Below are 25210 nucleotides of genomic sequence, written 5' to 3'. Positions count from 1 at the left end.
TGTCCAGGAAGCGCCATGGTCAAGCTGGAAGACATCAAGAAAGACGCCCAGATTCGCGGCCTGCATGGCAACGAAGTAGTGAAGATCGTCAGCGTCGACAAGGTTGGTGACTCGGTGGTCAGCGTCGTCTACCAGAAGAGCGCAGGTGGCTACGGCGACCAGATGCTGTTCCGCTCCGACGAGGCGCGTCTGGAACTGGCGCAGGCCGGCAAACCCTGGGCGTTTGATGCACCGGGTGCCGACTTCAAGCTGGGCTTGGAGGCCTATCGCATCAACCTGGCCCACCTGTTCGACCCGATGATGGCGGTGCATACCTCCAACGTGGATCCCTTGCCGCATCAAATTTCCGCCGTCTACGAATTCATGTTGCCGCGTCAGCCGCTGCGCTTCGTGCTCGCCGATGATCCAGGTGCCGGCAAGACCATCATGGCTGGCCTGCTGATCCGCGAGCTGCTGATGCGTGCCGATGCCCGGCGCATTTTGGTGGTATCGCCCGGCTCGCTGACCGAACAGTGGCAGGACGAGCTGCTGGAGAAGTTCGGCGTCAGATTCGATGTATTCAGCCGCGAGAAGCAGGAGCAATGCGCCTCCGGCAACTACTTCGAGGAAGCCAATCTGCTGATTGCCCGCCTCGACCAGCTGTCGCGCAGCGAGGACTACCAGCAGAAGCTGAAGAACACCGAGTGGGATCTGATCATCGTCGACGAAGCCCACAAGCTCTCGGCCAACTACTTCGGCAGCAAGGTCAACAAGACTAGGCGTTTCGAGCTGGGCGAGCTGCTTGGCTCGATCACCCGCCACTTCCTGCTAATGACCGCCACCCCGCACAACGGCAAGGAAGAAGACTTCCAGATCTGGCTGTCGCTGCTGGACGGTGATCGCTTCTACGGCAAGTTCCGCGAGGGCGCACACAAGGTCGATGTCTCCGACATGATGCGTCGCATGGTCAAGGAGGAGCTGCTCAAGTTCGACGGCACGCCGCTGTTCCCCGAACGCCGTGCCTACACCGCCAACTACGAGCTGTCCGACCTCGAAGCCGCGCTCTACCACGATGTCACCGAGTACGTGCGCAACGAGATGAATCGTGCCGACAACCTGGATGGCAAGCGCAAGGGCACGGTCGGCTTCGCCCTGACCCAGCTGCAACGGCGCCTGGCCTCCAGCCCCGAGGCGATCTACCAGTCGCTCCAGCGGCGGCGCAAGCGCATGGAAAATCGCCTGGAGGAGACCAAGCTGCTGGCGCGTGGGCAAAGCATTGCCTCGACCCTCGGCGAATACCATGTGAAGAAGCAAATCGAGCTGCCCGACAACATCGACGATCTGGACGATGAACTCAGCGCCGACGAGTACGAGCTGTATGCCGAGCAGGTAGTCGATCAGGCCACCGCAGCCGAAACCATTCCAGAGCTGGAAGCGGAAATCTGGTCGCTCAAGGCGCTGGAGAGCCAGGCGCGGGCCGTGGTGCAGTCCGGCAAGGACAAGAAGTGGGAAGAGCTGTCCTGCCTGTTGCAGGACACTCCCGAGATGTTCACCAGCAGCGGTAGCCGCCGCAAGCTGATCATCTTCACCGAGCACCGCGACACCCTGAACTACCTGGTTGCCCGCATCAGCAACATGCTCGGCAATCCGGAGGCAGTGGTGACCATCCACGGCGGCACCAACCGCGATGAGCGGCGCAAGACCCAGGAAGAGTTCCGCAACAACCCCGCCGTACTGGTGCTGGTCGCCACCGATGCCGCCGGTGAAGGCGTGAACTTGCAAAACGCCAACCTGATGGTCAACTACGACCTGCCCTGGAACCCCAACCGCCTGGAGCAGCGTTTTGGCCGTATCCACCGGATCGGCCAGACCGAGGTCTGCCACCTGTGGAACATCGTCGCCAAGGAAACCCGCGAAGGCGCGGTGTTCCAGAAGCTGTTCGAAAAGCTGGAGATCGAAAAGCAGGCGCTCGGCGGCAAGGTCTTCGATGTGCTCGGCGAGGCCTTCGACAACATCTCCCTCAAGGATCTGCTGATCGAAGCGATCCGCTACGGCGATGCGCCGGAAACCCGTGCCAAGCTGACTCAGGTGATCGACGGCGCGCTGGATACCGAGCACCTGCGCGAAATCCTCCGCCGCAATGCCCTGGTCGAGCAGCACATGAGCCTGGCCGACCTCTATGCGGTCAAGGAGGAGATGGAGAAGGCCGAGGCCCGCAAGCTCCAGCCCTACTTCATCCGCGCCTTCTTCACTGAGGCCTTCACTACTCTCGGTGGTGAGATGCGCCCCCGCGAAACCGGGCGCTACGAGATCCGCCATGTGCCAGCCGCTCTGCGCGAACGTGACCGGGTCATTGGCGAAACCCGCACGCCGGTACTCAAGCAGTACGAACGCATCTGCTTCGAGAAGCAGCATGTGCGCCTGCACGGCAAGCCGATGGCCGATCTGATCCACCCCGGCCACCCGTTGATGATGGCCACTACCGACCTGATCCTCTCGGCCCATCGCAGCAAGCTCAAGCAGGGCGCGGTACTGGTCGACCCCAACGACGACAGCACCGCGCCGAAAGTGCTGTTCATGATCGACCACAGCGTGCGCGAGAACCCCACCCAGGGCAGTGCGGAGGCCAAGGTGGTTTCACGTCGCCTGCAATTCGTCGAGATCGATCAGCACGGCAAGACCCTGCACGCCGGCTGGGCGCCGCACCTGGATCTGCAACCCATCGACGAGGGCGACCTCAAGCTGGTCGGCGATGTGCTCAATGCGCCCTGGATCACCCAGAACCTCGAAGCCCTGGCCTTGCAGCATGCCTCCGCACAGTTGGTGCCGCAGCACTACCAGGAAGTGAAAGTCCGCCTGGAGCGCCAGGCCGACAAGATCCTCTCCGCCGTCAACGAGCGGTTGGTCAAGGAGATCAACTACTGGTCGGATCGCTTCATCAAGCTCAGCGACGATGTCAGCGCCGGCAAGCAGCCGCGCATGCAGCCGGAAAACGCTCGTCGCCGGGTCGATGAACTCACCGCCCGCCTCTGCCAGCGCAAGCAGGAACTGGAAGCAATGAAGAATGTGGTCTCCAGCACGCCCGTGGTGCTCGGCGGTGCGTTGGTGATTCCGGCTGGAATGCTGGCGCAGCGCAAGGGTGACAGCAGCTTCTGTGCCGATGCCGAGGCGCGTTCACGCATCGAGTGGGCCGCCATGCAGGCGGTGATGCAGGCTGAGCAGGCGTTGGGTCACCAGGTATTCGATGTCTCCGCAGAGAAGTGCGGCTGGGACATCACCGCCCGTCCCTCGCTTGGCCCGAACAACGCCATCCGCGATGATCGCCACATCGAGGTGAAGGGCCGCGCCAAGGGTGCTACCACAGTCACCGTGACCAAGAACGAGATCTTCTCCAGCTTTAACCAGGGCGAGAAATTCATCCTCGCCATCGTGCTGGTGGATGGCGATCAGGTGGATGGCCCGCACTACATCAAGCACCCATTCAAGAGCGAGCCCGAGTTCGGCGTGGCCAGCGTCAACTACGACTTGGGCGAACTGCTGTCGCGCTCGGTGGCACCGGGAGAGACCCTATGAAGCTGGAACGATTGCACCTGATAAATTTTCGGTGCTTTGAAAACTTGATTATGGATTTTGGCAAGCGCCTTACGGTCATCATTGCTGAGAACGGAGCCGGTAAAACAGCCCTTCTGGACGCCATTGCCATTGGCTTTGGCCGCTACCTTACCAAAATTCCTGGAATTTCTGGCCGAACCATCAAGAACACCGACCTGCGCATCTCTACTGGGGAGCGCCCTGCACCGTTTGCGATGCTGGCTTGGGAAGCACGTACCTACGACGACCAGTACATTACTTGGGGGGCTGGGCGCAGACGCGATAGTACTGTCACGGGGGGCACCATTAGGCAGCAGCTTTCCGCGTCCCAGCAGACCTTGCTTTCCAAAGGCGTGAAAGAAATCGACGACTTCACGTTGGGTCTTGTTCACGCCGAGGCAGAGCAACAAGCGTATTTCCTCCCTGTCATCGCTTACTACGGCACAAACCGAACCATCAGAGAAGAGGTGCAGCGGCGGCGCGGTTTCAAGAAAAAATTCACGCGCTTTGATGCCCTCGATGAGGCGCTGGAGCCTGATGCCCGGTTTCGCTCAGCCTTTGAATGGTTCAACGCGATGGAAGATGTTGAGCGCCGTGAACGCGAGGCGCGGCGAGACTTTGATTATCGGCACCCGGATTTGCAGATAGTCCGGGAAGCCATCGAGCGCTTGCTGCACGGTTACAAGAATCCTCGTACAGAAATTCGCCCCTTACGCTTTGTTATCGATCACATCTCACCCGATGGCCAGGTGCGCACCCTGCGTATCAGCCAGCTCAGCGACGGCTATCGTGTTGTGCTGGGCGTGGTTATGGATCTGGCGCGGCGCATGACGGAAGCCAACAGCCATGCAGTGCCAGCGAGCATGCAGGGGATGAACCCACTGGACATGCCAGCCATCGCACTCATCGACGAGCTGGATCTGCATCTGCACCCGCGCTGGCAGCAGCGCATCGTGACCGACCTGATGCAAACCTTCACCAATACGCAATTCATCGTCACCACGCACAGCCCGCAGGTGCTGAGCACAGTCAGACGCGAAAATGTACGTGTCATCGGCACGGATTCGGCTGGCCGTGTTGTTGCCGGTCAACCACTGGCGGCTACCTATGGCGAGCCTAGTGGTGACGTGCTGCATAGCGTCATGCTGGTAGACCCTCAGCCGCCCGTTGTTGAGAAGCCGGATCTAGAACGTTTGACTGAGATTGTCGATCAAGGGGGCTATGACAGCGCACCAGATGCGTCGGCCTTGATGCAGAAACTTATTGATGCCCTCGGCGAGCAGCATCCGCAATTACAGCGTCTGCAACGCAGTATTCAGCGGCAGAGGGCGCTTAAAGGATGAGGCATATCCGCAAGCTGGGGAGTGGTGGATACCATTTGAACCAGTCACACGCCAGCCCTCCGCAGACCGATCAAGCCGCTACCAGTCGCTGGAGCAGTTTTGGCTACAAGCAGGAAGTACTCGGCTATCTGCTGACCGAACAGTACCAGCTGTGCTGCTACAGCGAGTTACGTGCCGATCAGCAGGGGTTGGGCTACCACATCGAGCATGTGGAGAACAAAAGCCAGCACCCGCAGCGCACCTTCGACTACACCAATCTGGCGGCTAGTGCCTTGCGCAGCGCCGACCTTGGCCTTGTTCAACCACAAGCCGTATTTGGTGGCCATGCAGCCGGCAAGCAGCAGGCGGTCGACATGCGGCGCTTCGTTTCGCCGCATCAGGCCGATTGCGCGCGCTTCTTCGCTTATCTGTCGGACGGCCGCATCGTTCCGGCTGACGGCCTGGACAACACGGATGCAGATTGCGCTCAGTACACCATTGATCTGCTCAACCTCAACAGCCCCTACCTGCTGACGCAACGGCGCAATTGGTGGGATGAGCTGGACAGGCTCTTTACCGAACACCTTGCCGATGACATGGATCTGCGCTGTCTGGCAGGTGTCGACCTGCTGCCGCGCCACCAGTCGCTCAGCCCCTTTTTTACCCTGACCCGCCAGTTCTTCGGCTCCATTGCCGAAGAGGTGCTGCATCAGGATGCACCGGAACTGCTATGACCTATCCCATCAAAACCCCAAAAAAACTCATCGAAGTCGCCCTACCGCTGGACGCGATCAACGCCGCCGCGGCGCGTGAGAAGTCGATCCGCCACGGCCACCCCAGCACCCTACACCTGTGGTGGGCGCGGCGGCCGTTGGCGGCGGCGCGGGCGGTGATCTTTGCGCAGATGGTCAACGACCCCGGTTACGAGCGCCATCTGGGCCGTGGGGTGAACAAGGAGAAGGCCGCAGCCGAGCGCGAGCGGCTGTTCAAGATCATTGAGGATCTGGTGCAGTGGGAGAACACCAACAACGAGGAAGTGCTGGAGCGGGCGCGGGCGGAGATCTGGAAGAGCTGGCGCGAAACCTGCGAGCTGAACCGCAACCACCCGCAGGCGGCCGAGCTGTTCAACCCGGAGAAGCTGCCGGGTTTCCATGACCCCTTCGCTGGCGGCGGCGCGCTACCGCTGGAGGCGCAGCGTCTCGGGCTGGAGAGCTACGCCTCCGACCTCAACCCGGTGGCGGTGACCATCAATAAGGCAATGATCGAGCTTCCGCCCAAGTTCGCCGGCCGTGCGCCGGTTGGCCCGGAAATCGCCGCCGACAAGAGCAGCAGGAAGCAGGCGACCCGCGATGCCTTCGAAGACTGGTCGGGTGCCAAGGGGCTGGCCGAGGATGTGCGCCGCTACGGGGCCTGGATGCGTGAGGAAGCACAGAAGCGCATCGGCCATCTGTACCCGCAGATTGAAGTGACCGCCGAGATAGTCGCCGAGCGTCCGGATCTGGCGCCCTATTTGGGCGAACAACTGACGGTGATCGCCTGGCTGTGGGCGCGCACAGTGAAAAGTCCCAACCCGGCGTTCAGCCATGCCGAGGTGCCGCTGGCTTCGACCTTTATCTTGTCCAGCAAGACGGGCAAGGAGGCGTATGTCGAGCCGGTGGTGGAGGGTAACAGCTATCGCTTTACCGTCAAGGTGGGGACTCCGCCAGCATCGGCGAAGAGCGGCACCAAGCTGTCACGTGGGGCGAACTTTCAGTGCCTGCTGTCCGAGACACCGATTGAGCCGAAGTACATTAAAAATGAGGGCGCGCAGGGACGGCTGGGTCAGCGCTTAATTGCAATTGTTGCAGAGGGTAGGCGGGAAAGAGTCTATCTCGCCCCTTGTCACTCGCACGAGAAGGCTGCCTTTTATGCTGTTCCAGATTGGGCTCCAGAGCTTGAGATTAGTGGGTCATCTCAGTATCTCGGAGTTGCTCCGTATGGGATAAGAAAGTTTCATCAGTTGTTTACGGGGAGGCAACTAGTTGTTCTCAATGAATTATTTTCGCTTGTACATGAGGCAATAGAAAAAGTAAGGCGAGCCGCAATCTCCATTGGCATGGATGATGGTGACTCACTGTCAGATGGTGGTTCTGGAGCTAAGGCATATGCTGAGGTAGTTGGTCTATATCTGGCTTTGGCTGCAGATAAGGTCAGTGATAGGAACTCCACCCTTTGCGCATGGGCAAGCTTGAGAGAGCATGCTAGAAATACATTCGGCAGGCAGGCTTTGCAGATGACTTGGGACTTTGCAGAGAGCAACCCGCTATCTGACTCAAGTGGGAATTTTGAGGGCGGCGTTAAATCGATATCAGATGGTTTGCTCTCTATATATACGGGGGTCAAAGGGTTCGTTGCTCAAGCTGATGCTCAGACTCAGAGTATTTCGTGCAATAAGGTTATATCCTCCGATCCGCCGTACTACGACAATATTCCATATGCGGATCTCTCGGACTTTTTTTATGTTTGGTTGAGAAAGGCTCTGCGGCCAATTTTTCCAGTGCTCTACTCGACCTTGGCAGTTCCCAAGGCAGAAGAGCTGGTTGCGGCACAACATAGACAGGGAAGCAAGAAAAAAGCAGAGGAGTTTTTCTTGGATGGTATGACTTCCGCCATGAGAAATCTGGCGGAACTGGGAAATCCATGTTTCCCGGTAACAATTTATTATGCTTTTAAACAGGCTGAAACTCATGCAGAAGCTGGAACCCACAGTACCGGCTGGGAAACTTTTTTGGAGGCTGTGATTCGTGCCGGATTTTCACTTAGTGGAACTTGGCCTATGAGGACAGAACTCGCTAGGCGACTTCGCGGTAGTGAAAGCAATGCTCTTGCATCGAGCATTGTCCTTGTTTGCCGTCAGCGTGCCGCCGATGTGCCGAGCATCTCGCGCCGCGAATTCATCCGTGAACTCAACGCCACCTTGCCTGATGCACTGGCCGAGATGACCCGTGGCGGCATCAACTCGCCGGTGGCCCCGGTGGATCTGTCCCAGGCAATCATCGGCCCCGGCATGGAGGTGTTCAGCAAGTACAGTGCCGTGCTGGAAGCTGACGGCTCACCAATGAGCGTGCGCAGCGCCCTGCAACTGATCAACCGCTTTATCGGCGAAGACGACTTCGATCATGACACCCAGTTCTGCCTCGCCTGGTTCGAGCAGCACGGCTGGGCCGAAGGCAAGTATGGCGATGCCGATGTACTGGCCCGCGCCAAGGGTACCAGCGTCGGCGGTCTGGTGGATGCGGGCGTAGTGGAAAGTGGCGGCGGTGATCTGCGCCTGCTCAAGTGGGCGGAAATGTCCCGCGACTGGTCGCCGGAAAGCGACAGCCGCGTACCGATCTGGGAAGCCCTGCACCAGCTGGTCCGCGCCCTCAACCAGGACGGCGAAACCGCCGCCGGTAGTCTGTTGGCCCGCATGCCCGACAAGACCGCTGGCATCACCGCGCTGACCTACCGCCTCTACACCCTCTGCGAACGCCAGGGCTGGGCCGAAGAGGCCCGCGCCTACAATGAACTGCAAGGCGCCTGGCTCGGTATCGAACAAGCCAGCCAGGAAGCCGGGCATATCGGCAGCCAGGGCGCGCTGGATATTTGAAGAGGCTGGATATGACTGCTGCACATGAGGTGACAGTCGATGAGTTCTGGAGCCTCATCAAGAAGGAAATCACCGGTATTCAGCTGGTATGGGAGGTCGCCAACAGCCTTTATTTCCAGCCACGAAGTGAGGGTTGGAGCAGGCTAGGCCAGGACGCCCCATTACTGTTTGGTTTGACGCAGACGGTTTATGTCGAGTCGCTGCTGATACGAGTAGCCCGCTTGATGGATCCGGCATCGAGCGGGAAAGGCGGTCATCAGCAGAATCTGAGCTTGTTGCGTTTGTCGACGTTGAAGCCGAGCTTGGGCGCTGATGAAGCGGTTGTTCGCGGAATCTGGGATGGCTCTGGACTCAAGCGGGTTCGCGATAAGTACCTGAGCCATAACGACCTGGAGCGGCAGCTTGCGGTGGAGCACTCGGTGAACATTCCACTGACGGCGGAAGACATCAGGGGGCTCAGGCAACTGGTCGATGGGCTGCTGGAGTTTCAACAGGCGGTAAATCTGAAGCTTCGAGGCGCAAGTCTCCTGCACGAAGGCTTGTGCGTGAGAGTTCAGGCCGAAGTCAACGTGCTGAGTAATACGCTCTTGGGTGGCGAGCAATTTTTCGAGCTGCTGCCTGAGCATGAATGTTTGCAGCAGGCGTGGGGGAAAGTGAAGCATGGTTAAGCTCCCCTTCGGACGGTCTGCTCAACGAGCGACGCGATATGTGCAGGGAAATCAATTTCACCGCGCCCTTGAGCGCGTCTGCGAGCATGTGCACAGCGGGCTGTTGCCACATGCTTCTGCTGTAGAGGAAGAGAAGGAATGACTCTGAAACCCTGGCGTGAGATCGCCGAACCTCACGAAGACGTGCGTCGTGGCACCTTCGTTCAGGCCGAGTTCGCCGCCGACATCACCCGCGTGCACACTGGCACGGCGACCGCTGAGTACCAGAACCCGACGCTGTTCTTCGAACGCACCTTCATCACCGAGGGCATGCGGCTGCTACTGGATTCTGTCGTGAAGCGTCTGGCTGGCAAGGGCGGCGATCCGGTCATCCAGCTGCAAACCGCCTTCGGTGGCGGCAAGACCCACACCATGCTGGCGGTCTATCACCTGGCCAGCGGCAAGGTGCCGGCCAGCGAGATGCCGGGTATCCCGAACATCATCGACAAGGCCGGGGTGAGCGAGCTGCCGCGTGCGCGGATTGCCGTGCTGGATGGCATCAAGGCGTCACCCAACCAGCCGGTGCAGCATGGCGCCATCCAGGTGCATACCCTGTGGGGCGATCTGGCCTGGCAACTGGGCGGCGAGGAAGGTTATGCGCTGGTGGCCGAGGCCGACCTGTCCGGCACTTCGCCGGGCAAGAGCGTGCTGGAAACCCTGCTCGGCCGCTATGCGCCCTGCGTGATCCTGATCGACGAGCTGGTGGCCTACATTCGCCAGTTCGAGGAAGGCAAGGTCCTCAGCGGCGGCAGCTTCGACTCCAACCTGACCTTCATCCAAGGTCTGACCGAGGCGCTCAAGGCCGTGCCCACGGCGGTGATGCTGGCCTCGTTGCCGGAGTCGGATAAGGAAGCCGGCAGCCAGCGCGGCGTGCGGGCGCTGGAGTCGCTGTCCCACTACTTCGGGCGAGTGCAGGCGCTGTGGAAGCCGGTCGGCACAGAAGAGGCTTTCGAGATCGTGCGGCGCCGGCTGTTCAGCAATATCACCGACCGCCTGGCGGCCGAGAAGGTCTGCCGGGCCTTTGCCGACTACTACATCGCCCATAGTGGCGACTTCCCCGCCGAGACCCAGGAAAGCCGCTACTACGAGCGACTGCTGCAGGCTTACCCGATCCATCCGGAGGTATTCGACCGCCTGTACGAGGACTGGTCGACGCTGGACAACTTCCAGCGCACCCGTGGCGTGCTGAAGATGATGGCGAAGATGATCTTCAGCCTATGGAAGGACGGCAACAACGATCCGCTGATCATGCCGGGCAGCCTGCCGCTGGCCGATCCGGACTCGCGCAACGAGGTCACCTACTACCTGCCGGCCGGCTGGGATCCGGTGATGGAGCGCGACATCGATGGGCCGCGTGCGGAAACCGTGGCTATCGAGAACCACAATGCCCGCTTGGGTAGTGTGCAGGCGTGTCGCCGTACCGCACGCACTATCTTCCTCGGCAGTGCGCCGACCACCTCCAGCCAGATGGTGCGCGGTATCGAGCTGGAACGGATCCTGCTCGGCACCGTGCAGCCGGGCCAGCAGATCGGCCTGTTCAAGGATGCGCTGCGCAGCCTGGCTGACAAGCTGCATTACCTGAACAGCACAAACAACCACTTCTGGTTCGACACGCGCCCTAACCTGCGCCGCGAAATGGAGGAGCGCAAGAAGCGCTTCAAGGACAAGGAAGACATCTTCCCGGCCATCCGCAAGCGCGTGCAGGAGAGCTTCGCCAGCGGCGTATTCGGCGGTATCCATGTGTTCACCGACAGCGTGGACGTGCCGGATGACTGGCAGTTGCGCCTTGTGGTGCTGGCGCCCGACGCGGGCTACAGCAAGAGCGGCCCGAGCCAGGCTATCGCCAGGGCCGCGGAGATTCTCAAGAGTCGTGGCGAGCAGCCGAGGCAGAAGCAGAATCGCCTGATCTACCTCGCGGCCGATCAGGACAACATCAGCCGCCTGAAAGATCAGGTGCGCACCCTGTTGGCCTGGGAGTCCATCGTCAACGACTACAAGGACAACCGCATCACCCTCGACAACCTGATGGGCAAGAACGCCTCGGCCAGTTTCGAGCAGGCGCGGGAAACCCTGAAGCGGATGATCCGCGAGACCTACAAGTGGCTGCTGGCGCCGGTACAGACCGCTGTGCCAGGCCGTGGCCTCTCGGACATCCAGTGGGAGCATTTTCCGGTCAATGCTGGCGCGACCAATCTGGCTCAGGAAATCGAGCGGGTACTCAAGGAAAACGAGCTGCTGATCACCGAGTGGGCACCCTACCACCTGGCCAACATGCTGAAGAGCTGGTTCTGGAAGGACGACGTCAAGGAAGTCGGCGCCCTGGAGGTCTGGCAGAAGAGCTGCTGCTACCTGTACCTGCCGCGTCTGCGCGACAGCGAGATATTCGTGCGGACGCTGAACCAGGGCGTGCAGAGCCGGGACTTCTTCGCCATTGCTCAGGGCAAGGAGGGCGAGCGTTATCCTGGCTTTGTGTTCGACAAGGCAACCTCGGTGATTCTGGACGGCTCCTGCCTGTTGATCGAGCCAGGTGCTGCCACGGCCTACGAGGCGAGTCTTGTCAAACCTGATCCAGGCCCTGGGCCAGAGCCGGAGCCTGAACCGGGGCCCGGTCCTGGCCCAAGCCCAGATCCCACTCCAGAACCTGAGATAGTGCGTCGTTTGCCCACCCAGTTCTATGCCAGTGCAGAGTTGGATCCCGTCAAGGCCAAGATGCAGTTCGCCACTCTGGTCGATGAGGTGATCCAACAATTCACGGCCAAGCACGGCGTCAACGTGACAATCTCTATCGACATCCAAGCCAATAGTGGGAGCGGTTTCGACGATTCGCTGCAGCGCTCGGTTAAGGAAAACTGCAATGTGCTGAAGGTGAATACCTACGAGTTCGAGTAGGTATTTGCGCTGCGGGTGTCGAAGCTGGCGCCCGCTTTTCTACAGCCAGTGCCCCGGCATTTCGATCCCGTAGTTCTTCGCCACGGTCTTCAGCGTGGCGATGATCTCGGCATGCCGAGCCTGGTCAGCAGGCTGCCAGGTAGCGCGGCGATCCAGCAGGAGCTTCAGCTCGCCCAGGTTGTACATGCCCAGACGATGGAAGTTGCCCCAGCTGGGGATGCCGAACAGGTTGTAGATGACCACGGTGGCGTCGCGCTCGCTGGCAAGCCGCTTGTCGCCGGCCAGCTTCTCGGCGGCCTCTTTGGCTTCGTCATGGTCATCGTAGGTATTGAGAAGTTTCATGGGTGTTTTCGATAGGGGAGCAGAGAGGGAGCCACGCGAATAACAGCCCACCAGACTTTGGTTGCCGGCCTGGCGGGCAATGGCATAAGCAGGTTGAGCATTAGTTGCAGCGAGCGGAATGTTAGCTTCGCCGTCTCGCGTGCGTGGAGGTTATTCATCGACCTCGGATGCGGGTTTTAGAGTCTTGCCCGATATCTGCATCATCAAGGTCGTGAGCGGGTTTTCCGGTTGTCCTCCGTGATTGATATCTTGCGGCAATAGCTTGACCCAAAGTTTATAGAACTCGCCCGGATTTTCCTTTCCCCAACTGGCAAGCGCCCCCGATCCACCCATGTCCTCGAAAGCCTGCTGCAAGGCCTCTTTGACAGCGGTGGTGTTCTTGTTTGGCGTGCCTTTCGCTCGGCCGCCGGTTTTTCTCCCAATAGCCATCTATTTCCCTCTACTTTAGATAGCGCCGAACAGGGCTGCGGATGAGTTTACATGCTGCGCATACTGGCGCTGTAGGGGCCGGGGTGATGATAGGTCCGCCATTGAGCTGCTCGATGCGACGGCTTGCCGTTCTAGTCGATTGATCCATGCAGGGCTGTTTCGAATCGTCTCCGCTACTTGATGAGGATTTGCGCCGGCCAGTTCGCTGAGGTCGTGTTGCTCCAGGTGCCCGTTGTCCAGTAGCACAGCAGGCTGCACTCCGAGCAGACGGGCAACTTGGAAAAGCCAGCTGAGTGACGGCGGAGGTAACGGAGCCGTCACTCCAAGGGTGCCGGCCAGGCCCTTGATGATCTCCTCATCGAGCAGAGGGTGCTTAAAGCCCGGCACGGGCACAACAGCCAGCACTGCATCGTCATATCGCAGCTGAACCGTCTGTTTAACGCTGGAGGTGCCGGCCTCGCTGCAATGCTGGATCACGTTTCCATCGTTGAAGACCAGGAGATGAAGCCAGCAACAGGGGGCGGACTGGACCCGTTGCGAGTCGTCAGCGGACTTCAACTCCGCTAACAACTCGGAGCGGCGGTCGCGCAGATATTGGCGAAGCTCCTCCGTAATGCGATCTGCAGGCGTGACGCGCAGGCGATCACCATCTAGCTCGACGGTCAGACCGGCCTGGTGTAGGTAGTCCAGGGCGGCCATGGTTAGAAGTACTCCGCGTTGTCGTTGATAGTGGTGAGCGAATTGCCGAGGGGTGTTTCATCTTGAAGACCATCAGTGATGGTGCTGGCGGTCTTCGAAAACTTTTGGTTGTCTGCGGCATCCTCCATTCGTGCCTCGTTTTTCCATTCGTGCCCTTTTTCTTCATTCGTGCCCACGCTTGAGGATGGGCATGAATGGAGTTTCGAGGGCATGAATGAGGTAAGCGACCAATAAGACTTGATGTTCTTACCAAAGCCTTCCCGGTCGATCGTGACTGACAGCTTTTCGCGGGCGGTTCTGATCTGCTTTTGCGTATACCCGTTCTCGACCATCAGACGCTTGGCTTCCTTCCCGGTGAGCGGTCCTTCGCTCAGGATGCGCCGCAACGCTTCGGCGGGATCGTCGTCTTCCGGCTCGTCATCAATCTGGCGCTCGACATCGGCCAGGATCTCCTTGGCACTGCCATCGATGAAGTCTCCCCACCGTACGCGGGTGGTTTCGATGCCGTCGTCGACCGTGCATTCCTCGATGCTGTAGGAGCACCCGCCGTTGTCGTTGGAAATATTCGACTTGGCGCGGGCGAGGACGCGAACTTCCGAGTCTTCCTGCTTGGCGGCCACCAGCACGGTTCTGGCCAGCGCGCCAAAAGCCTGGCTGCCGATCACGCGATCCGCCGGAGAGGAGCCACCGCTTCCCTTGGAGAAGTGGCTGATGCCCAAGACGGCGCAATCGTGCTCCTCGGCGAAGTCCACTACCACTTGGAGCGAGCGGCGGACATCGTTCGCCTTGTGCATGTCGCCTTTAACCAGGTTGACCACAGGATCAAGGATCAGCAGCGACGCTCCGCCAAGGGCCTCCACGGCTTTGCGCAGTAAATTGAAGTCGGTTGCCGGGTCGAAGGGCTCATGCTCGCCTTTATGGTTTATCCGGCCATTGATGATGTGAACACGAGAAAGGTCTGCTCCCGCAGCCATCAAGCGCGGCACCAGCGTATCAGCAGGATCGTCTTCGCTGGTCCAGATAAGTACGTTGCCGCGCTCGGTGCAGAGGCTTCCATCAGGGTAGTGGCCACCGCTGGTAAGGATTGCTGCAAGCCCGATGGCCAGGGTGGTCTTTCCGGCGCCTCCCGCGCCGGCCAACACAGTGAGTTTTCCCTTGGCGATCCAGGCCGGCCACAGCCAGCGGATACCCCTTGGCTTGATGGCCGAGGCCTGCGTCAGCACAGCGCGGCACTTCGACTTTTCCGGCTTATCCAGGGCGGCGAGCTGCTGGTCGAGCTGCTCTATTCGCTCCTGCGCCAGCGCCATCCGGGCGATATCGTCGTCGGACAGCTCTTGGCCGTTGCCTACCGCGCCGTTCCCGGACTCGATCACCAAGCGCTCGAAGTAGCGCTCCTTCTCTAGCTTCTCGCGCAGATACTGCTGGCGCTGCTCTTGGCTCAAACCGCTGGGGAAAAGGTCTTTCAGCTCCAGACCGACCGCCGCCAGCACGTTGCGGGGTTCGCAGCCGGCATAGCAATGGACCAGGACGCGGCCATCATTGCCGCGTACCAAGCTCAGGGAGGGCGACTTGTCATCATGGGTCGGGCAGCAGGCCATATAGCGCTCGCCATGCTTCTTTACGCCTTCCAGACGCGGTAGCAGCAGATGTTCGAGTAGATCACTCATCAGTGTGTGCCTCCTCAAGCAGTTCTGCCTCTTGCTGATCGACAGGGCTGCTATGCCACACATTGCCGACTTTCAAAGATCCAAAGCAGCCTGAGGCGGAGCTGCCGTCCAAGCGCAAGATGTACCAGCCTTTCAGGGTGCCGGGCTCGTCGCCGTAGGCGTGGAAGTGGTGAGGCTGGCCATCCGGCACAGGCATGGGAAGCTGTTGGCCGAAAGCGTCTTGCAGAACCTTGTGGAACTGGATTGCATGATTAGCCATGACATACCTCCAGCATCAGCCAGTACATGGCGATCTGAGCCAGCGTAATCAGCAGGTTGAAGGCAGAGTCATGGGAGAACAGAAGGCCGATCAGGCTGGTAAATTGGCTGCGGGAGCGGCTGCTCTGTTGGTATTGGGGGCGGGTGCTTTTCATTTAGGCGATCTCCCCGGTATGACCAACAGTGCGGCGGGCCATGAACTCGGCAAGATCGCTCACGCGGTAGCGCACCATGCGACCGACCTTGACGAAGGGCAGGCGGTAGCGGCCGGTCGAGCGCCAGACTGCGAGGGTGTTCTGCTTCACGCCCAGGACTTTGGCAGCTTGCTTGTCCTCTACCAAGGCAGGAAGGTTGTCGAGGGCATAGCTTAATTGCTTAGCAATCTCCTCCTTGATGCGTTCGATAGTTTCTTTAGGTGGAGTGTGCATGATAAATCCTCACTATCATCGTCAATAAATGATGATGAGGATGCAGGAATCTACCGGGCCAGAATCTACTAGACCAAGTAGGCCAAATTTTTAGGTCTGGTTCTTTTTGATGTGTTTTAAGAACTCGCTCCAAGCATTTACAAAGCTTTTCGTCTTTAGGCTGCCAGCCTGTAATGCTCCGCTGAAGATATAGCTAGGTCGGGTCAATCCTTTTGCTTCGAGCCATAGCCAGCAGGTGTCACGCGCCCCAGAATTTCCGGTTTGATTAGCGCGCAGATTTGTTGCTGTAAATTCGCTTTGTTCCTCAAACCACTGATAAATATGTTCGATACGTTGGTCGAGTGCGGATTTCTTTTTGGGTTCCGCTGGCCTTTGGGTGATGCTCTCTTGTTGAGTTGGCTCAAAGACTTGAGCTCCTGCGGTCTCTTGGGGAGCGCATTTCTGCAGAGGTTGCTCTACGGCTTGAGCCTCTTTCGGCATGGAGTCAGCGTTATCAGGGTTGATTTCTCTGGCTTTCGGAGTGGCTTGTTCCTGCTGGCGCAGCACAGAGGCTTGAGTGCTTTTTCGCTTCAGGCTCTTGAGAGCAATGATTTCCTCAAATTTTTTGCAGTTAAGTGGAACATCTCGTCCTTCTTCATTTGCAAAATCGAGAAATCTTTCTAGCTGAGCAATTGAAAAAGGAAATGGTAGGGCCGGCTCATCAAGCTTTCCGGTTGGGTGAGAACAAAGAGTCGCTGCTTCCTCTGGCGTGAGGTCAACTTCATCCTCGTGATCAATATTGACGTAAAGCCCGTCGCTTCCGATCCGAAGCCAGCAGCCGAAGTTCTTCATATCGATGCTGCCGCTATCAGTTGGCAGCGCCATTCTTATAAATTCATCTCGACGTAGCATAATGCTCTTGTCGACACCTTCAAAGTTGAGGGTTGTTTCTTCATCAATATTTTTCATGGAGCCCTCGCAGGCTACCTACAGAAGAAGGCGACCAGCCAGACGGGTAGGTAGTCCGCTTTTCGCCCCGTAGGGCTAGGCTGGCAGTAACTCGGTTATCTGCTGCGGCGGTTCGGCAACTCGACCACAGATGCTGCTTCCTTGATGCCGGCGGCTTCGAGCATGGCCTTCGTCGCGGTCTCGACGGATTGGCGCACCGGATCGAGGTCAAGGCGGGCATAGATCGCCGTAGCTTGATGAGTCTTGTGGTTGAGGCTCTTGCCGATGATTGCCAGCGAGGCGCCGGTCTTGGCCTGCCAACTGCCCAGGGTGCGGCGCAGGTCGTGAATGCGCAGGTCGGTCATGTCGTAGTCGGCAGGATCGATCTCCAGCGCATCGGCGACGGCGCGGTAGCGCTTCTCCGCAGTGGCGGGCGCCTCGATCAGCAGCCGGTCGGCGCGCTGGCGTTCGTCGTCGGTCAGCTTGCCGGCAGTTTGCAGCAGGTCGAGAAGGCGACGGACACTGGCGCGGCGCAGGATGGTCGCCCATGCCTTCTTCGGCTCAACCAGATGGCCGGTCACGCCCGTGCCGGGGAACACAAAGGGGGAAGCGCCAGCGGCCCGTTTGCGTGCCCGCAGCGTAGCGACGGCTTCGGGCGGCAAGGGGACGTTCTGCGGGGTGCCGTTCTTCGTCATACCGATGCGCCAGATACCGGCATCAAGATCGATATCGCGCCAGGCCATTGCCTGTACGTTCGAGCGGCGGGCGCCGCTCAGCAGCGACAGCAGGAAGTAGTCGCACAGGGAGGACTCCGCAATGGCGGGCAGTAGGTGCGGCAGCTCACTGGCCTGTGCGAAGCGGTCGCGTGACGGTGCGGGGTTCTTCTGAATGCGGCTAGCCGGATTGGTGCCGTCGAAGTGCTCATGGTCGGCGGCGAAGGTGAACACAGCAGAGATGATGGCGACAGCCTTGTCGGCTTGGGCTGCGCTTTTCTTTGTTGCTTTGGCGTGGATCGCCTTCACGTCAGAGCGGGTGATGTGCGACAGCTTCTTCGCCTTGATCGACTCCAGATACAGGCGCAGCGAGTCTTGGTAATCCCTCTTCGTCTTTTCGCTCAGCGGCGAGCCGTCGCGCTTCTTCTTGCTGACCAGGAACATCTCGAACAGCTCGGCAAAGGTCGGTTCTTCGCGGATCGCTCGGCGAGCGGCAGCAGGGTTTGCCCCAGTAGCGAACTCGCCGAGGATTTTCTGCGCCTCGCCGCGCGCCTGTTCAACCGTCATGCCGGGGAATGTGCCCAGCTTCACCCATGTCATGGATGCGCCAACACGCTTGACCACATAGAAGGTTCGGGCGCCGGCAGCGGTGATCCGCATCGCCAGCTTGGGCACTTCAGTGTCATAGACGGTCAGCCGCTTGCCGGCCTCGGGAGGGGCTACCGCCAGTAGGGCGGTTTTCGTGAATTTCAGCTTTGCCATGTCTTCACCTTGCCTGTTTCGGGCTAGCTTTGGGCTAGCACCGGGCTAGCGCAGGCTATCAAATTTGGTCAATTTTCGTGATAGCCCAGCAAGGTTAAGATACGCTGTAAGCCGCATTCTGTATAGCTTGATAAAGGTTCGTAAATGAGTGGGTATTTATATACCCTCTGATTCGTAATGAGAAGGTCGAGGGTTCGATTCCTTTCACCGGCACCAGTAAAATCAAGGGCTTGCAGTGATGTAGGCCCTTTTTTTCTGCCTTACGCCGATTTATTGTCCAAATTCTGTCCAATTGGCCTTTGCTTGGCCAACTGACCAAGAGAGGCAATGAATGGCATCCTTCCGCAAGCGTGGCGAGCTCCAGTGGCAAGCCCGTATCAGCCGCAAAGGCTTTCCAGACCAGGTAAAAACTTTCAGCACGCGCACTGAGGCCGAGATGTGGGCGCGCCAGGTCGAGTCGGAAATGGATCGCGGCATTTTTGTGAGTCGCACCGAAGCCGAGGCGACCTCGTTGCAGGAAGCACTGGAGCGTTACAAGCGCGAGATTACCCCGCTCAAGAAAAGCGCGACCAAGGAGCGTTCGGCTGTGGCCGTATGGCTGGCAACGGAGCTGGCGAAGCGCCCCATGGCAGCAGTGCGCAGCTCGGATGTGGCCAGGCTGCGGGACGAGTGGCTGAAGACGCTCCAGCCTGCATCAGTGCTGCGCCGCCTCGCACTGCTTTCTCACCTCTTCACCATCGCCCGCAAGGAGTGGGGGATGGAAAGCCTGATCAATCCCGTGGAGCTCATCCGCAAGCCCCAGGTCAACAATGCCAGGACGCGGCGCGTCACCGCTCTGCAGGGGGCGGGGGCAGAGGCTGGCAGTGCAGAGCGCCTGCAGGGCGACGAGCTGGAGCGCGTCATTGCGGCAAGTGGGTCCGATGTCCTGCCGGCAATCATCCGCTTGGCTGTCGAGACGGCGATGCGTCGTGGCGAGCTTGTCTCGCTGCAGTGGGAGAACATCGACTTGCAGCGCAGGGTGGCCCACCTGCCCAGCACCAAGAATGGCGAGTCGAGGGACGTGCCGCTGTCCTCCCGAGCGGTGGCCGTGTTGCAGCAGCTTCGGGGTGACGGCGCAGTGTCAGGTAGGGTTTTTCAGGTTCGTGAGGATGCAGTGACGCGGGCTTTTGACCGTGCGCTCAAGCGTGCCCGGAACAGCTACCTGCAGGAGTGTCAGAAGGCGAAGAGGGAGCCCGACACGAGATATCTGTTGGACCTACGCTTCCACGACCTCCGCCATGAGGCTACGTCGAGGCTGGCCGAAATTTTCCCGCTCCACGAGCTGACTAAGATCACCGGCCACAAGGATACGCGCATGCTGATGCGCTACTACCACCCGAAGGCCGAGGATCTGGCCAAGAAGCTGATGTGAGCACGTCCACTGCGTCTGCCAGGCCTGGTGGGGATTCGGTATCCTTGCCGGCTTTGGTCACAGAAGACGGCGTGGCATGGTGCGATCCGCCAAGGGCATGACCTTGGGCGCAAAGCGTGCTTGTCGGCAAAAAGGACACCGATTTTGAGCGATTCAAGCATTACCCTCAGTCAGCTGGAGAGCCATCTCTGGGAGTCCGCCAACATCCTGCGTGGCCCGGTGGACGCGGCTGATTTCAAGACCTACATCTTCCCGCTGCTCTTCTTCAAACGCATCTGCGATGTCTGGGATGAGGAGTACGCCGAGATCGTCGAGGAGAGCGGCGACGCTGAACTGGCGCTATTTCCCGAGTCGCATCGCTTCCAGATACCCGAGTTCTGCCACTGGGAGGACGTTCGGGAAAAGTCGATCAACGTCGGCTCGGCCTTGCAGTTGGCCATGCGCTCCATCGAGCGGGCCAACCCCGATACCCTTTATGGTGTCTTCGGTGACGCCCAGTGGACCAACAAGGAGCGCCTCTCCGATGCGCTGCTGAAAGACCTGATCGAGCACTTCTCGCGCCTGCCCCTGGGCAACCGCAACGTGGCATCCGACGTGTTGGGGGATGCCTACGAGTACCTGATCAAGAAATTCGCCGACGCTACCAACAAGAAGGCTGGCGAGTTCTATACCCCGCGCAGCGTGGTGCGCCTGATGATCGAGATGCTCGATCCGAAAGAGGGCGAAACCATCTACGACCCTGCGTGCGGTACGGGGGGCATGCTGCTGGCCGCTGTCCAGCATGTGAAGGAGCAGCACGGCGATGTCAAACGCTTGTGGGGCAAGCTCTACGGCCAGGAGAAGAACCTGACCACTTCCGCTATCGCCCGGATGAACCTATTCCTGCATGGCATCGAAGACTTCCAGATCGTTCGCGGCGACACCCTGCGCAACCCGGCATTCTACGATGTCGACCGTCTGGCCACCTTCGACTGCGTGATTGCCAACCCGCCGTTCTCGCTGGAGAAGTGGGGGGAAGAGCTGTGGCTGAACGATCCCTTCGGACGCAACTTCGCAGGGGTTCCGCCGTCCGGTTCCGGCGACTTCGCCTGGGTCCAGCACATGGTCAAATCCATGGCCAAGGGCACCGGTCGCATGGCTGTAGTACTGCCGCAGGGGGCTCTGTTCCGCAAGGGGGTAGAAGGAGCCATCCGCCAGAAGTTGCTGGAAATGGATCTGATCGAAGGCGTCATCGGCCTGGCACCGAACCTCTTCTACGGCACCGGCCTGGCCGCCTGCATCCTGTTGCTGCGCCTGCGCAAGCCCGAGGCCAGGAAGCGCAAGGTGATGATTGCCGATGCTGCGCGCCTGTTCCGCCGTGGCCGGGCGCAAAACTTCCTGGAGCTCGAACACGCCAGGCAGATCCAGGGCTGGTACGAGCAGTTCGTCGATGTGCCGGACGCCGTGCGGATCGTCGACCTTGACGAGATCAAGGCCGAAGACTGGACGCTGAATATCTCGCGCTATGTGCTGCCGCCACTGCAGGAGGATATCCCGCCGCTGCCGGAAGCGATTGCCGCGTTCAAGGAGGCGCTCAACCGTTGCCGCGAGGCGGAAGAGCGGCTCGCGCAGGTCATGACTGAAGGAGGATGGTTGCAATGAATTCAGACCGCCCCTTCAAAGACAACAAGATCTTCACTGAAGAAATGGCGAACGCTGCACGTATGCGACTGAAGGAAAAGTTTGCCCAAATGGAACAAGAGAAGCCAGGCAGCCCTAAGCGCATCACCCAACAGGAACTGGAAAGCTACCTCTGGGGTGCCGCAGTCCTGCTGCGCGGCCTCATCGATGCCGGCGACTACAAGCAGTTCATCTTCCCGCTGCTGTTCTTCAAGCGCGTCTCTGACGTATGGGACGAGGAGTATCAGGCTGCCCTGCAGGAGTCGGAGGGCGATCTGTCCTACGCCGAGTTCGCCGAGAACCATCGCTTCCAGATCCCGGCCGGCGCGCACTGGCGCGATGTCCGCCAGGTGCCGATGAATGTCGGCATGGCCATCCAGAAAGCCATGCGCGACATCGAGGCAGCCAACCCGGAGCTGCTCGACGGCATCTTCGGCGATGCGGCCTGGACGAACCGCGAGCGCCTGCCTGACGAGACCCTCAAGGACCTGATCGAGCACTTCTCGACCCAGACGCTCTCGGTGGCCAACGTGCCCGAGGACGAGCTGGGCAACGCCTATGAGTACCTGATCAAGAAGTTCGCCGACGACTCCGGCCACACCGCCGCCGAGTTCTACACCAATCGCACCGTCGTGCATCTGATGACCCAGTTGCTCAAGCCCCAGGCCGGCGAGTCGATCTACGACCCTACCTGTGGCACTGGCGGCATGCTGATCTCCGCGCTCGACGAGGTGAAGCGCTCCGGGGGCGAATACCGCACCCTCAAGCTCTACGGTCAGGAGCGCAACCTGATCACCTCGTCCATCGCCCGGATGAACCTGTTCCTGCACGGTGTCGAAGACTTCCAGATCATCCGAGGCGACACCCTCGCCGAGCCCAAGCACATTGCCGGCGACCGCCTGCGCAAGTTCGACGTGATCCTGGCCAACCCGCCGTACTCGATCAAGCAATGGAACCGCACGGTCTGGGAGCAGGACGCCTGGGGACGCAACTTTCTCGGCACGCCGCCGCAGGGGCGGGCGGACTACGCCTTCCAGCAGCACATTCTCGCCAGCCTCAGCGACAAGGGCCGCAGTGCGGCGCTGTGGCCGCATGGCGTGCTGTTCCGCAACGAGGAGCAGTCGATGCGCGCCAAGATGGTCGAGCAGGACTGGGTCGAAGGCGTCATCGGCCTTGGGCCGAACCTGTTCTACAACTCGCCGATGGAGTCCTGCATCCTGATCTGCAACCGGCACAAGCCTGCCGAGCGCAAGGGCAAGGTGCTGTTCATCGATGCGGTCAACGAGGTGACCCGTGAGCGGGCGCAGAGCTTCCTCAAGCCCGAGCACCAGAAGCGCATCCTTGATGCCTGGCAGGCGTTTGCCGACGAGCCGGGTTTTGCCCGCGTGGCCACTCTGGACGACCTCGCCGGCAACGGCTGCAACTTGTCCATCCCGCTCTACGTGAAGCGCCAGAGCGGCAGCGCCTCGGCAGGCCAGCAGGCGCAAAGCCTGCAGGAAGCCTGGGCAAGCTGGCAGGACAGCGGCCGGGCGTTCTGGCAGCAGATGGACGAGCTGGTGGAAACGCTGGACGGGCTGATCGCGCAGGAGGGAGCCGATGCGTAGCGCCGTCGAACTGCTGGACGAGCTCAATGCGGTGGACGAGTCCGCTCGCATCGAAGCCAAGCGTGCCAGTGACATCGGCAAGTCCGTCATGGAGACCGTGATTGCCTTCGCCAATGAACCCGGCCTGGACGGTGGCTACTTGCTGCTGGGGGTGGACTGGGCGGTCAACGACAAGGGCGATACCGTTTACCGGCCTGTGGGCTTCCCCGATCCGGACAAGGTTCAGCGTGATCTCGCCAGCCAGTGTGCCAGCATGCTCAACGTCACCCTGCGCCCCGAAATGCAGCTGGAGCAGGTGGAAGGCAAGACGCTGCTGGTGGTGTATGTGCCCGAGGCCGATGTCACCCACAAACCCATCTACAAGAAAGCCACGGGCTTGCCAACAGGCGCCTACCGCCGTATCGGCTCCAGTGACCAGCGCTGCGTGGATGAAGACCTGTGGGTGTTGCGTGGAGAAAGCCAGCCCCTGCACGGCCCCGATTCCAGCGTTCTGTCCGATGCCCGGCTGGACGATTTCGACCCAGCCGCCATTGCCGCCTACCGGCGTGACCGCGCCCGCATCAACCCCCAGGCCGAAGAACTGGCCTATGGCGACGAAGACATGCTCGAAGCCTTGGGTGCTGTGCGGCGTGTGGAGGGCGCGCTGCAACCGACGCTGGCCGGCATCGTGCTGTTCGGCAAGCCGCTCGCCTTGCGCCGGTTGCTGCCCATGGTGCGCATTGACTACATCCGCGTGCCTGGCACCGAATGGGTGGAAGACCCGGAAAACCGCTTCCAATCCATCGATATTCGCAAGCCCTTGCTGCTGGCGTTGCCACAGGCCGAAGCCAGCATCATCGATGAGTTGCCCAAGGGCTTTCGCCTGCCGGAGGGCCAGTTGCAGAGCGTGCAAGAGCCCATTCTGCCGCGTAAGGTGATCCGCGAGGCGCTGGCCAATGCGGCCATGCACCGCAACTACACCCTGCACAGCCCGACGCAGATCATCCGCTACAGCAATCGCATCGAGGTCCGCAACGTCGGCTACTCCCTCAAGGAGCCGGCGCAGCTGGGCTTGCCCGGTTCACGCCTGCGCAATCCGGCCATCGCGGCGGTGCTGCATGATCTGCACCTGGCCGAGGCCAAGGGCACCGGCATTCGCGCCATGCGCCGGCTGGCGGCCGATGCCGGCTTGCCACCGCCAGAGTTTCACTCGGACCGGCAGGCCAATGAGTTCAAGCTTACCTTGTTCCTGCACAACCTGCTGACGGAAGAAGACCACACCTGGCTGCGTAACTATGCCGGCAGCAATCTGGATTCCAATGAGGCCAAGGTGCTGATCTATGTGAGGGCAACCGGGGCGGTGGACAACACCGCCTGCAGAGATTTTTGCGGCTCGGATACGCTCACCGCCAGCCAGGTGCTGCGCCGGCTGCGGGACCGTGGCCTGCTGCTCAAGCAGGGCGCGGGTAGCCGTACCTACTACGTGCTGAACTCGGCGGAGCACGCACCACGGCCTGAAACCGTACAGGCTGAGCTGCCCCTGGGAATCCCCACAAGTCCGGAGGAGGATGTGGGGATTTCTGCAAATCCCCACAAGTCCGACCCGCAATCCCCACAAGTCCTTGTGGGGATTCCAGCGGAGCTGCTGCAACGTATCCAGGCTGCGGGCCAGAAACCGCGCCAGGCCACGGTGCGTGAACTGTTGCGCGAGCTGTGTGCGCTGCGCCCCCATACCGCGCAGGAGCTGTCGCAGATCCTGGGGCGCAAGGACTCCCGCGAACTCACCCGCACGCACCTCAAGCCCATGCGCGAGGCCGGAATACTGACGCTGCTCTATCCGGAAAGCGAAAAACACCCCCACCAAGCTTACCGGACAGTGAGAGAAGACAAGGAGCAGGATGCCAATGCCTGAACAGAACAAGACCTTGAAGCCCGGCTGGCGTCGGGTGAAGTTTGGCGATGTGGTGCGTCAAGTCAAAGACAAGGTCGATCCGGAAACCTCCGGCCTGGAGCGTTATGTGGCTGGTGAGCATATGGATACCGACGACCTGCGCATTAGGCGCTGGGGTGTGATTGGGTCAGGCTATTTGGGGCCAGCCTTTCATATGCGCTTTACTAATCTTTTAAAAAGTAATGTCATGCTGCTGTATATCGGCAGTCCGGGTGGCGGAAAAACGATCTCACCAGCTCCGGCAACTTCTGGATTCTGCGCAGCG

Annotated in this window: 19 protein-coding genes and 1 pseudogene; 11 read left to right on the top strand and 9 right to left on the bottom strand. The window is 60.1% G+C overall.

Annotation, left to right across the window (positions count from 1 at the left end; all coding sequences use genetic code 11):
* Nucleotides 1–15: 15 nt before the first annotated feature.
* The 6 genes from ACYVD0_RS20810 (at nucleotide 16) to ACYVD0_RS20785 (ending at nucleotide 12116) form a co-directional block, all read left to right on the top strand.
* Nucleotides 16–3552, top strand: coding sequence for a helicase-related protein (locus ACYVD0_RS20810; RefSeq protein ID WP_460428565.1), 3537 nt, complete (start codon nucleotides 16–18; stop codon nucleotides 3550–3552).
* Nucleotides 3549–4913, top strand: a complete 1365-nt coding sequence (locus tag ACYVD0_RS20805) for an AAA family ATPase (RefSeq protein ID WP_460428564.1) — start codon at nucleotides 3549–3551, stop codon at nucleotides 4911–4913. Before ACYVD0_RS20810 ends, ACYVD0_RS20805 begins: the two co-directional genes overlap by 4 nt.
* The gene (locus tag ACYVD0_RS20800; protein ID WP_460428563.1) at nucleotides 4910–5626 is read left to right on the top strand and encodes an HNH endonuclease family protein; all 717 of its coding nucleotides are present in this window, start codon (nucleotides 4910–4912) and stop codon (nucleotides 5624–5626) included. Before ACYVD0_RS20805 ends, ACYVD0_RS20800 begins: the two co-directional genes overlap by 4 nt.
* Nucleotides 5623–8520, top strand: a complete 2898-nt coding sequence (locus ACYVD0_RS20795; RefSeq protein ID WP_460428562.1) for a DUF1156 domain-containing protein — start codon at nucleotides 5623–5625, stop codon at nucleotides 8518–8520. Before ACYVD0_RS20800 ends, ACYVD0_RS20795 begins: the two co-directional genes overlap by 4 nt.
* 11 nt (nucleotides 8521–8531) lie before the next feature.
* Entirely contained in the window at nucleotides 8532–9188 is a 657-nt protein-coding gene (locus ACYVD0_RS20790) for an AbiU2 domain-containing protein (RefSeq protein ID WP_460428561.1), read from the top strand.
* A 138-nt stretch (nucleotides 9189–9326) separates the two neighbouring features.
* Nucleotides 9327–12116, top strand: a complete 2790-nt coding sequence (locus tag ACYVD0_RS20785; RefSeq protein WP_460428560.1) for an ATP-binding protein — start codon at nucleotides 9327–9329, stop codon at nucleotides 12114–12116.
* A 39-nt stretch (nucleotides 12117–12155) separates the two neighbouring features.
* Here the strand turns inward: ACYVD0_RS20785 and ACYVD0_RS20780 are convergent, their stop codons facing one another.
* From ACYVD0_RS20780 to ACYVD0_RS20740, 9 genes are all read right to left on the bottom strand, one after another.
* On the bottom strand, nucleotides 12156–12458 hold the full coding sequence (locus ACYVD0_RS20780; RefSeq protein WP_460428559.1) for a hypothetical protein: 303 nt from the start codon (nucleotides 12456–12458) through the stop codon (nucleotides 12156–12158).
* A gap of 150 nt (nucleotides 12459–12608) precedes the next feature.
* Nucleotides 12609–12887, bottom strand: coding sequence for a hypothetical protein (locus ACYVD0_RS20775; RefSeq protein WP_376942723.1), 279 nt, complete (start codon nucleotides 12885–12887; stop codon nucleotides 12609–12611).
* Nucleotides 12888–12902: 15 nt separating this feature from the next.
* Nucleotides 12903–13586, bottom strand: coding sequence for a TubC N-terminal docking domain-related protein (locus ACYVD0_RS20770; RefSeq protein ID WP_460428558.1), 684 nt, complete (start codon nucleotides 13584–13586; stop codon nucleotides 12903–12905).
* Between the two features lie 2 nt (nucleotides 13587–13588).
* Entirely contained in the window at nucleotides 13589–15253 is a 1665-nt protein-coding gene (locus ACYVD0_RS20765; RefSeq protein ID WP_460428557.1) for an AAA family ATPase, read from the bottom strand.
* On the bottom strand, nucleotides 15246–15512 hold the full coding sequence (locus ACYVD0_RS20760) for a hypothetical protein (protein WP_460428556.1): 267 nt from the start codon (nucleotides 15510–15512) through the stop codon (nucleotides 15246–15248). Before ACYVD0_RS20760 ends, ACYVD0_RS20765 begins: the two co-directional genes overlap by 8 nt.
* A complete protein-coding gene (locus tag ACYVD0_RS20755; protein WP_460428555.1) occupies nucleotides 15505–15666 on the bottom strand; it encodes a hypothetical protein in 162 nt (53 codons plus the stop codon). The genes ACYVD0_RS20760 and ACYVD0_RS20755 overlap by 8 nt, the downstream gene beginning before the upstream one ends.
* Entirely contained in the window at nucleotides 15667–15939 is a 273-nt protein-coding gene (locus tag ACYVD0_RS20750) for a helix-turn-helix domain-containing protein (protein ID WP_376942733.1), read from the bottom strand.
* Between the two features lie 90 nt (nucleotides 15940–16029).
* Entirely contained in the window at nucleotides 16030–16887 is an 858-nt protein-coding gene (locus ACYVD0_RS20745; protein WP_460428554.1) for a hypothetical protein, read from the bottom strand.
* Between the two features lie 95 nt (nucleotides 16888–16982).
* Nucleotides 16983–18341, bottom strand: coding sequence for a tyrosine-type recombinase/integrase (locus ACYVD0_RS20740; RefSeq protein ID WP_460428553.1), 1359 nt, complete (start codon nucleotides 18339–18341; stop codon nucleotides 16983–16985).
* Between the two features lie 331 nt (nucleotides 18342–18672).
* Between ACYVD0_RS20740 and ACYVD0_RS20735 the strand changes: the two genes are divergently transcribed.
* From ACYVD0_RS20735 to ACYVD0_RS20715, 5 genes and pseudogenes are all read left to right on the top strand, one after another.
* Nucleotides 18673–19752, top strand: a complete 1080-nt coding sequence (locus ACYVD0_RS20735) for a site-specific integrase (RefSeq protein ID WP_460428552.1) — start codon at nucleotides 18673–18675, stop codon at nucleotides 19750–19752.
* 144 nt (nucleotides 19753–19896) lie between these two features.
* Nucleotides 19897–21393, top strand: a complete 1497-nt coding sequence (locus ACYVD0_RS20730; protein WP_460428551.1) for a type I restriction-modification system subunit M — start codon at nucleotides 19897–19899, stop codon at nucleotides 21391–21393.
* 89 nt (nucleotides 21394–21482) lie between these two features.
* Nucleotides 21483–23015 (top strand): type I restriction-modification system subunit M, encoded by a 1533-nt coding sequence (locus ACYVD0_RS20725; RefSeq protein WP_460428550.1) that lies wholly within the window; start codon nucleotides 21483–21485, stop codon nucleotides 23013–23015.
* Nucleotides 23008–24906: an ATP-binding protein gene (locus ACYVD0_RS20720; protein WP_460428549.1), complete on the top strand. Its 1899-nt coding sequence runs from the start codon at nucleotides 23008–23010 to the stop codon at nucleotides 24904–24906. The genes ACYVD0_RS20725 and ACYVD0_RS20720 overlap by 8 nt, the downstream gene beginning before the upstream one ends.
* Nucleotides 24899–25210: pseudogene (locus tag ACYVD0_RS20715) on the top strand (hypothetical protein); the annotation flags it as partial. The gene ACYVD0_RS20720 and the pseudogene ACYVD0_RS20715, both read left to right, overlap by 8 nt.

The sequence above is a fragment of the Azotobacter armeniacus genome (assembly GCF_054779355.1).
The sequence above is the reverse complement of the archived record's forward strand: the minus strand, read 5'-3'. Positions and strand labels throughout refer to the sequence as shown.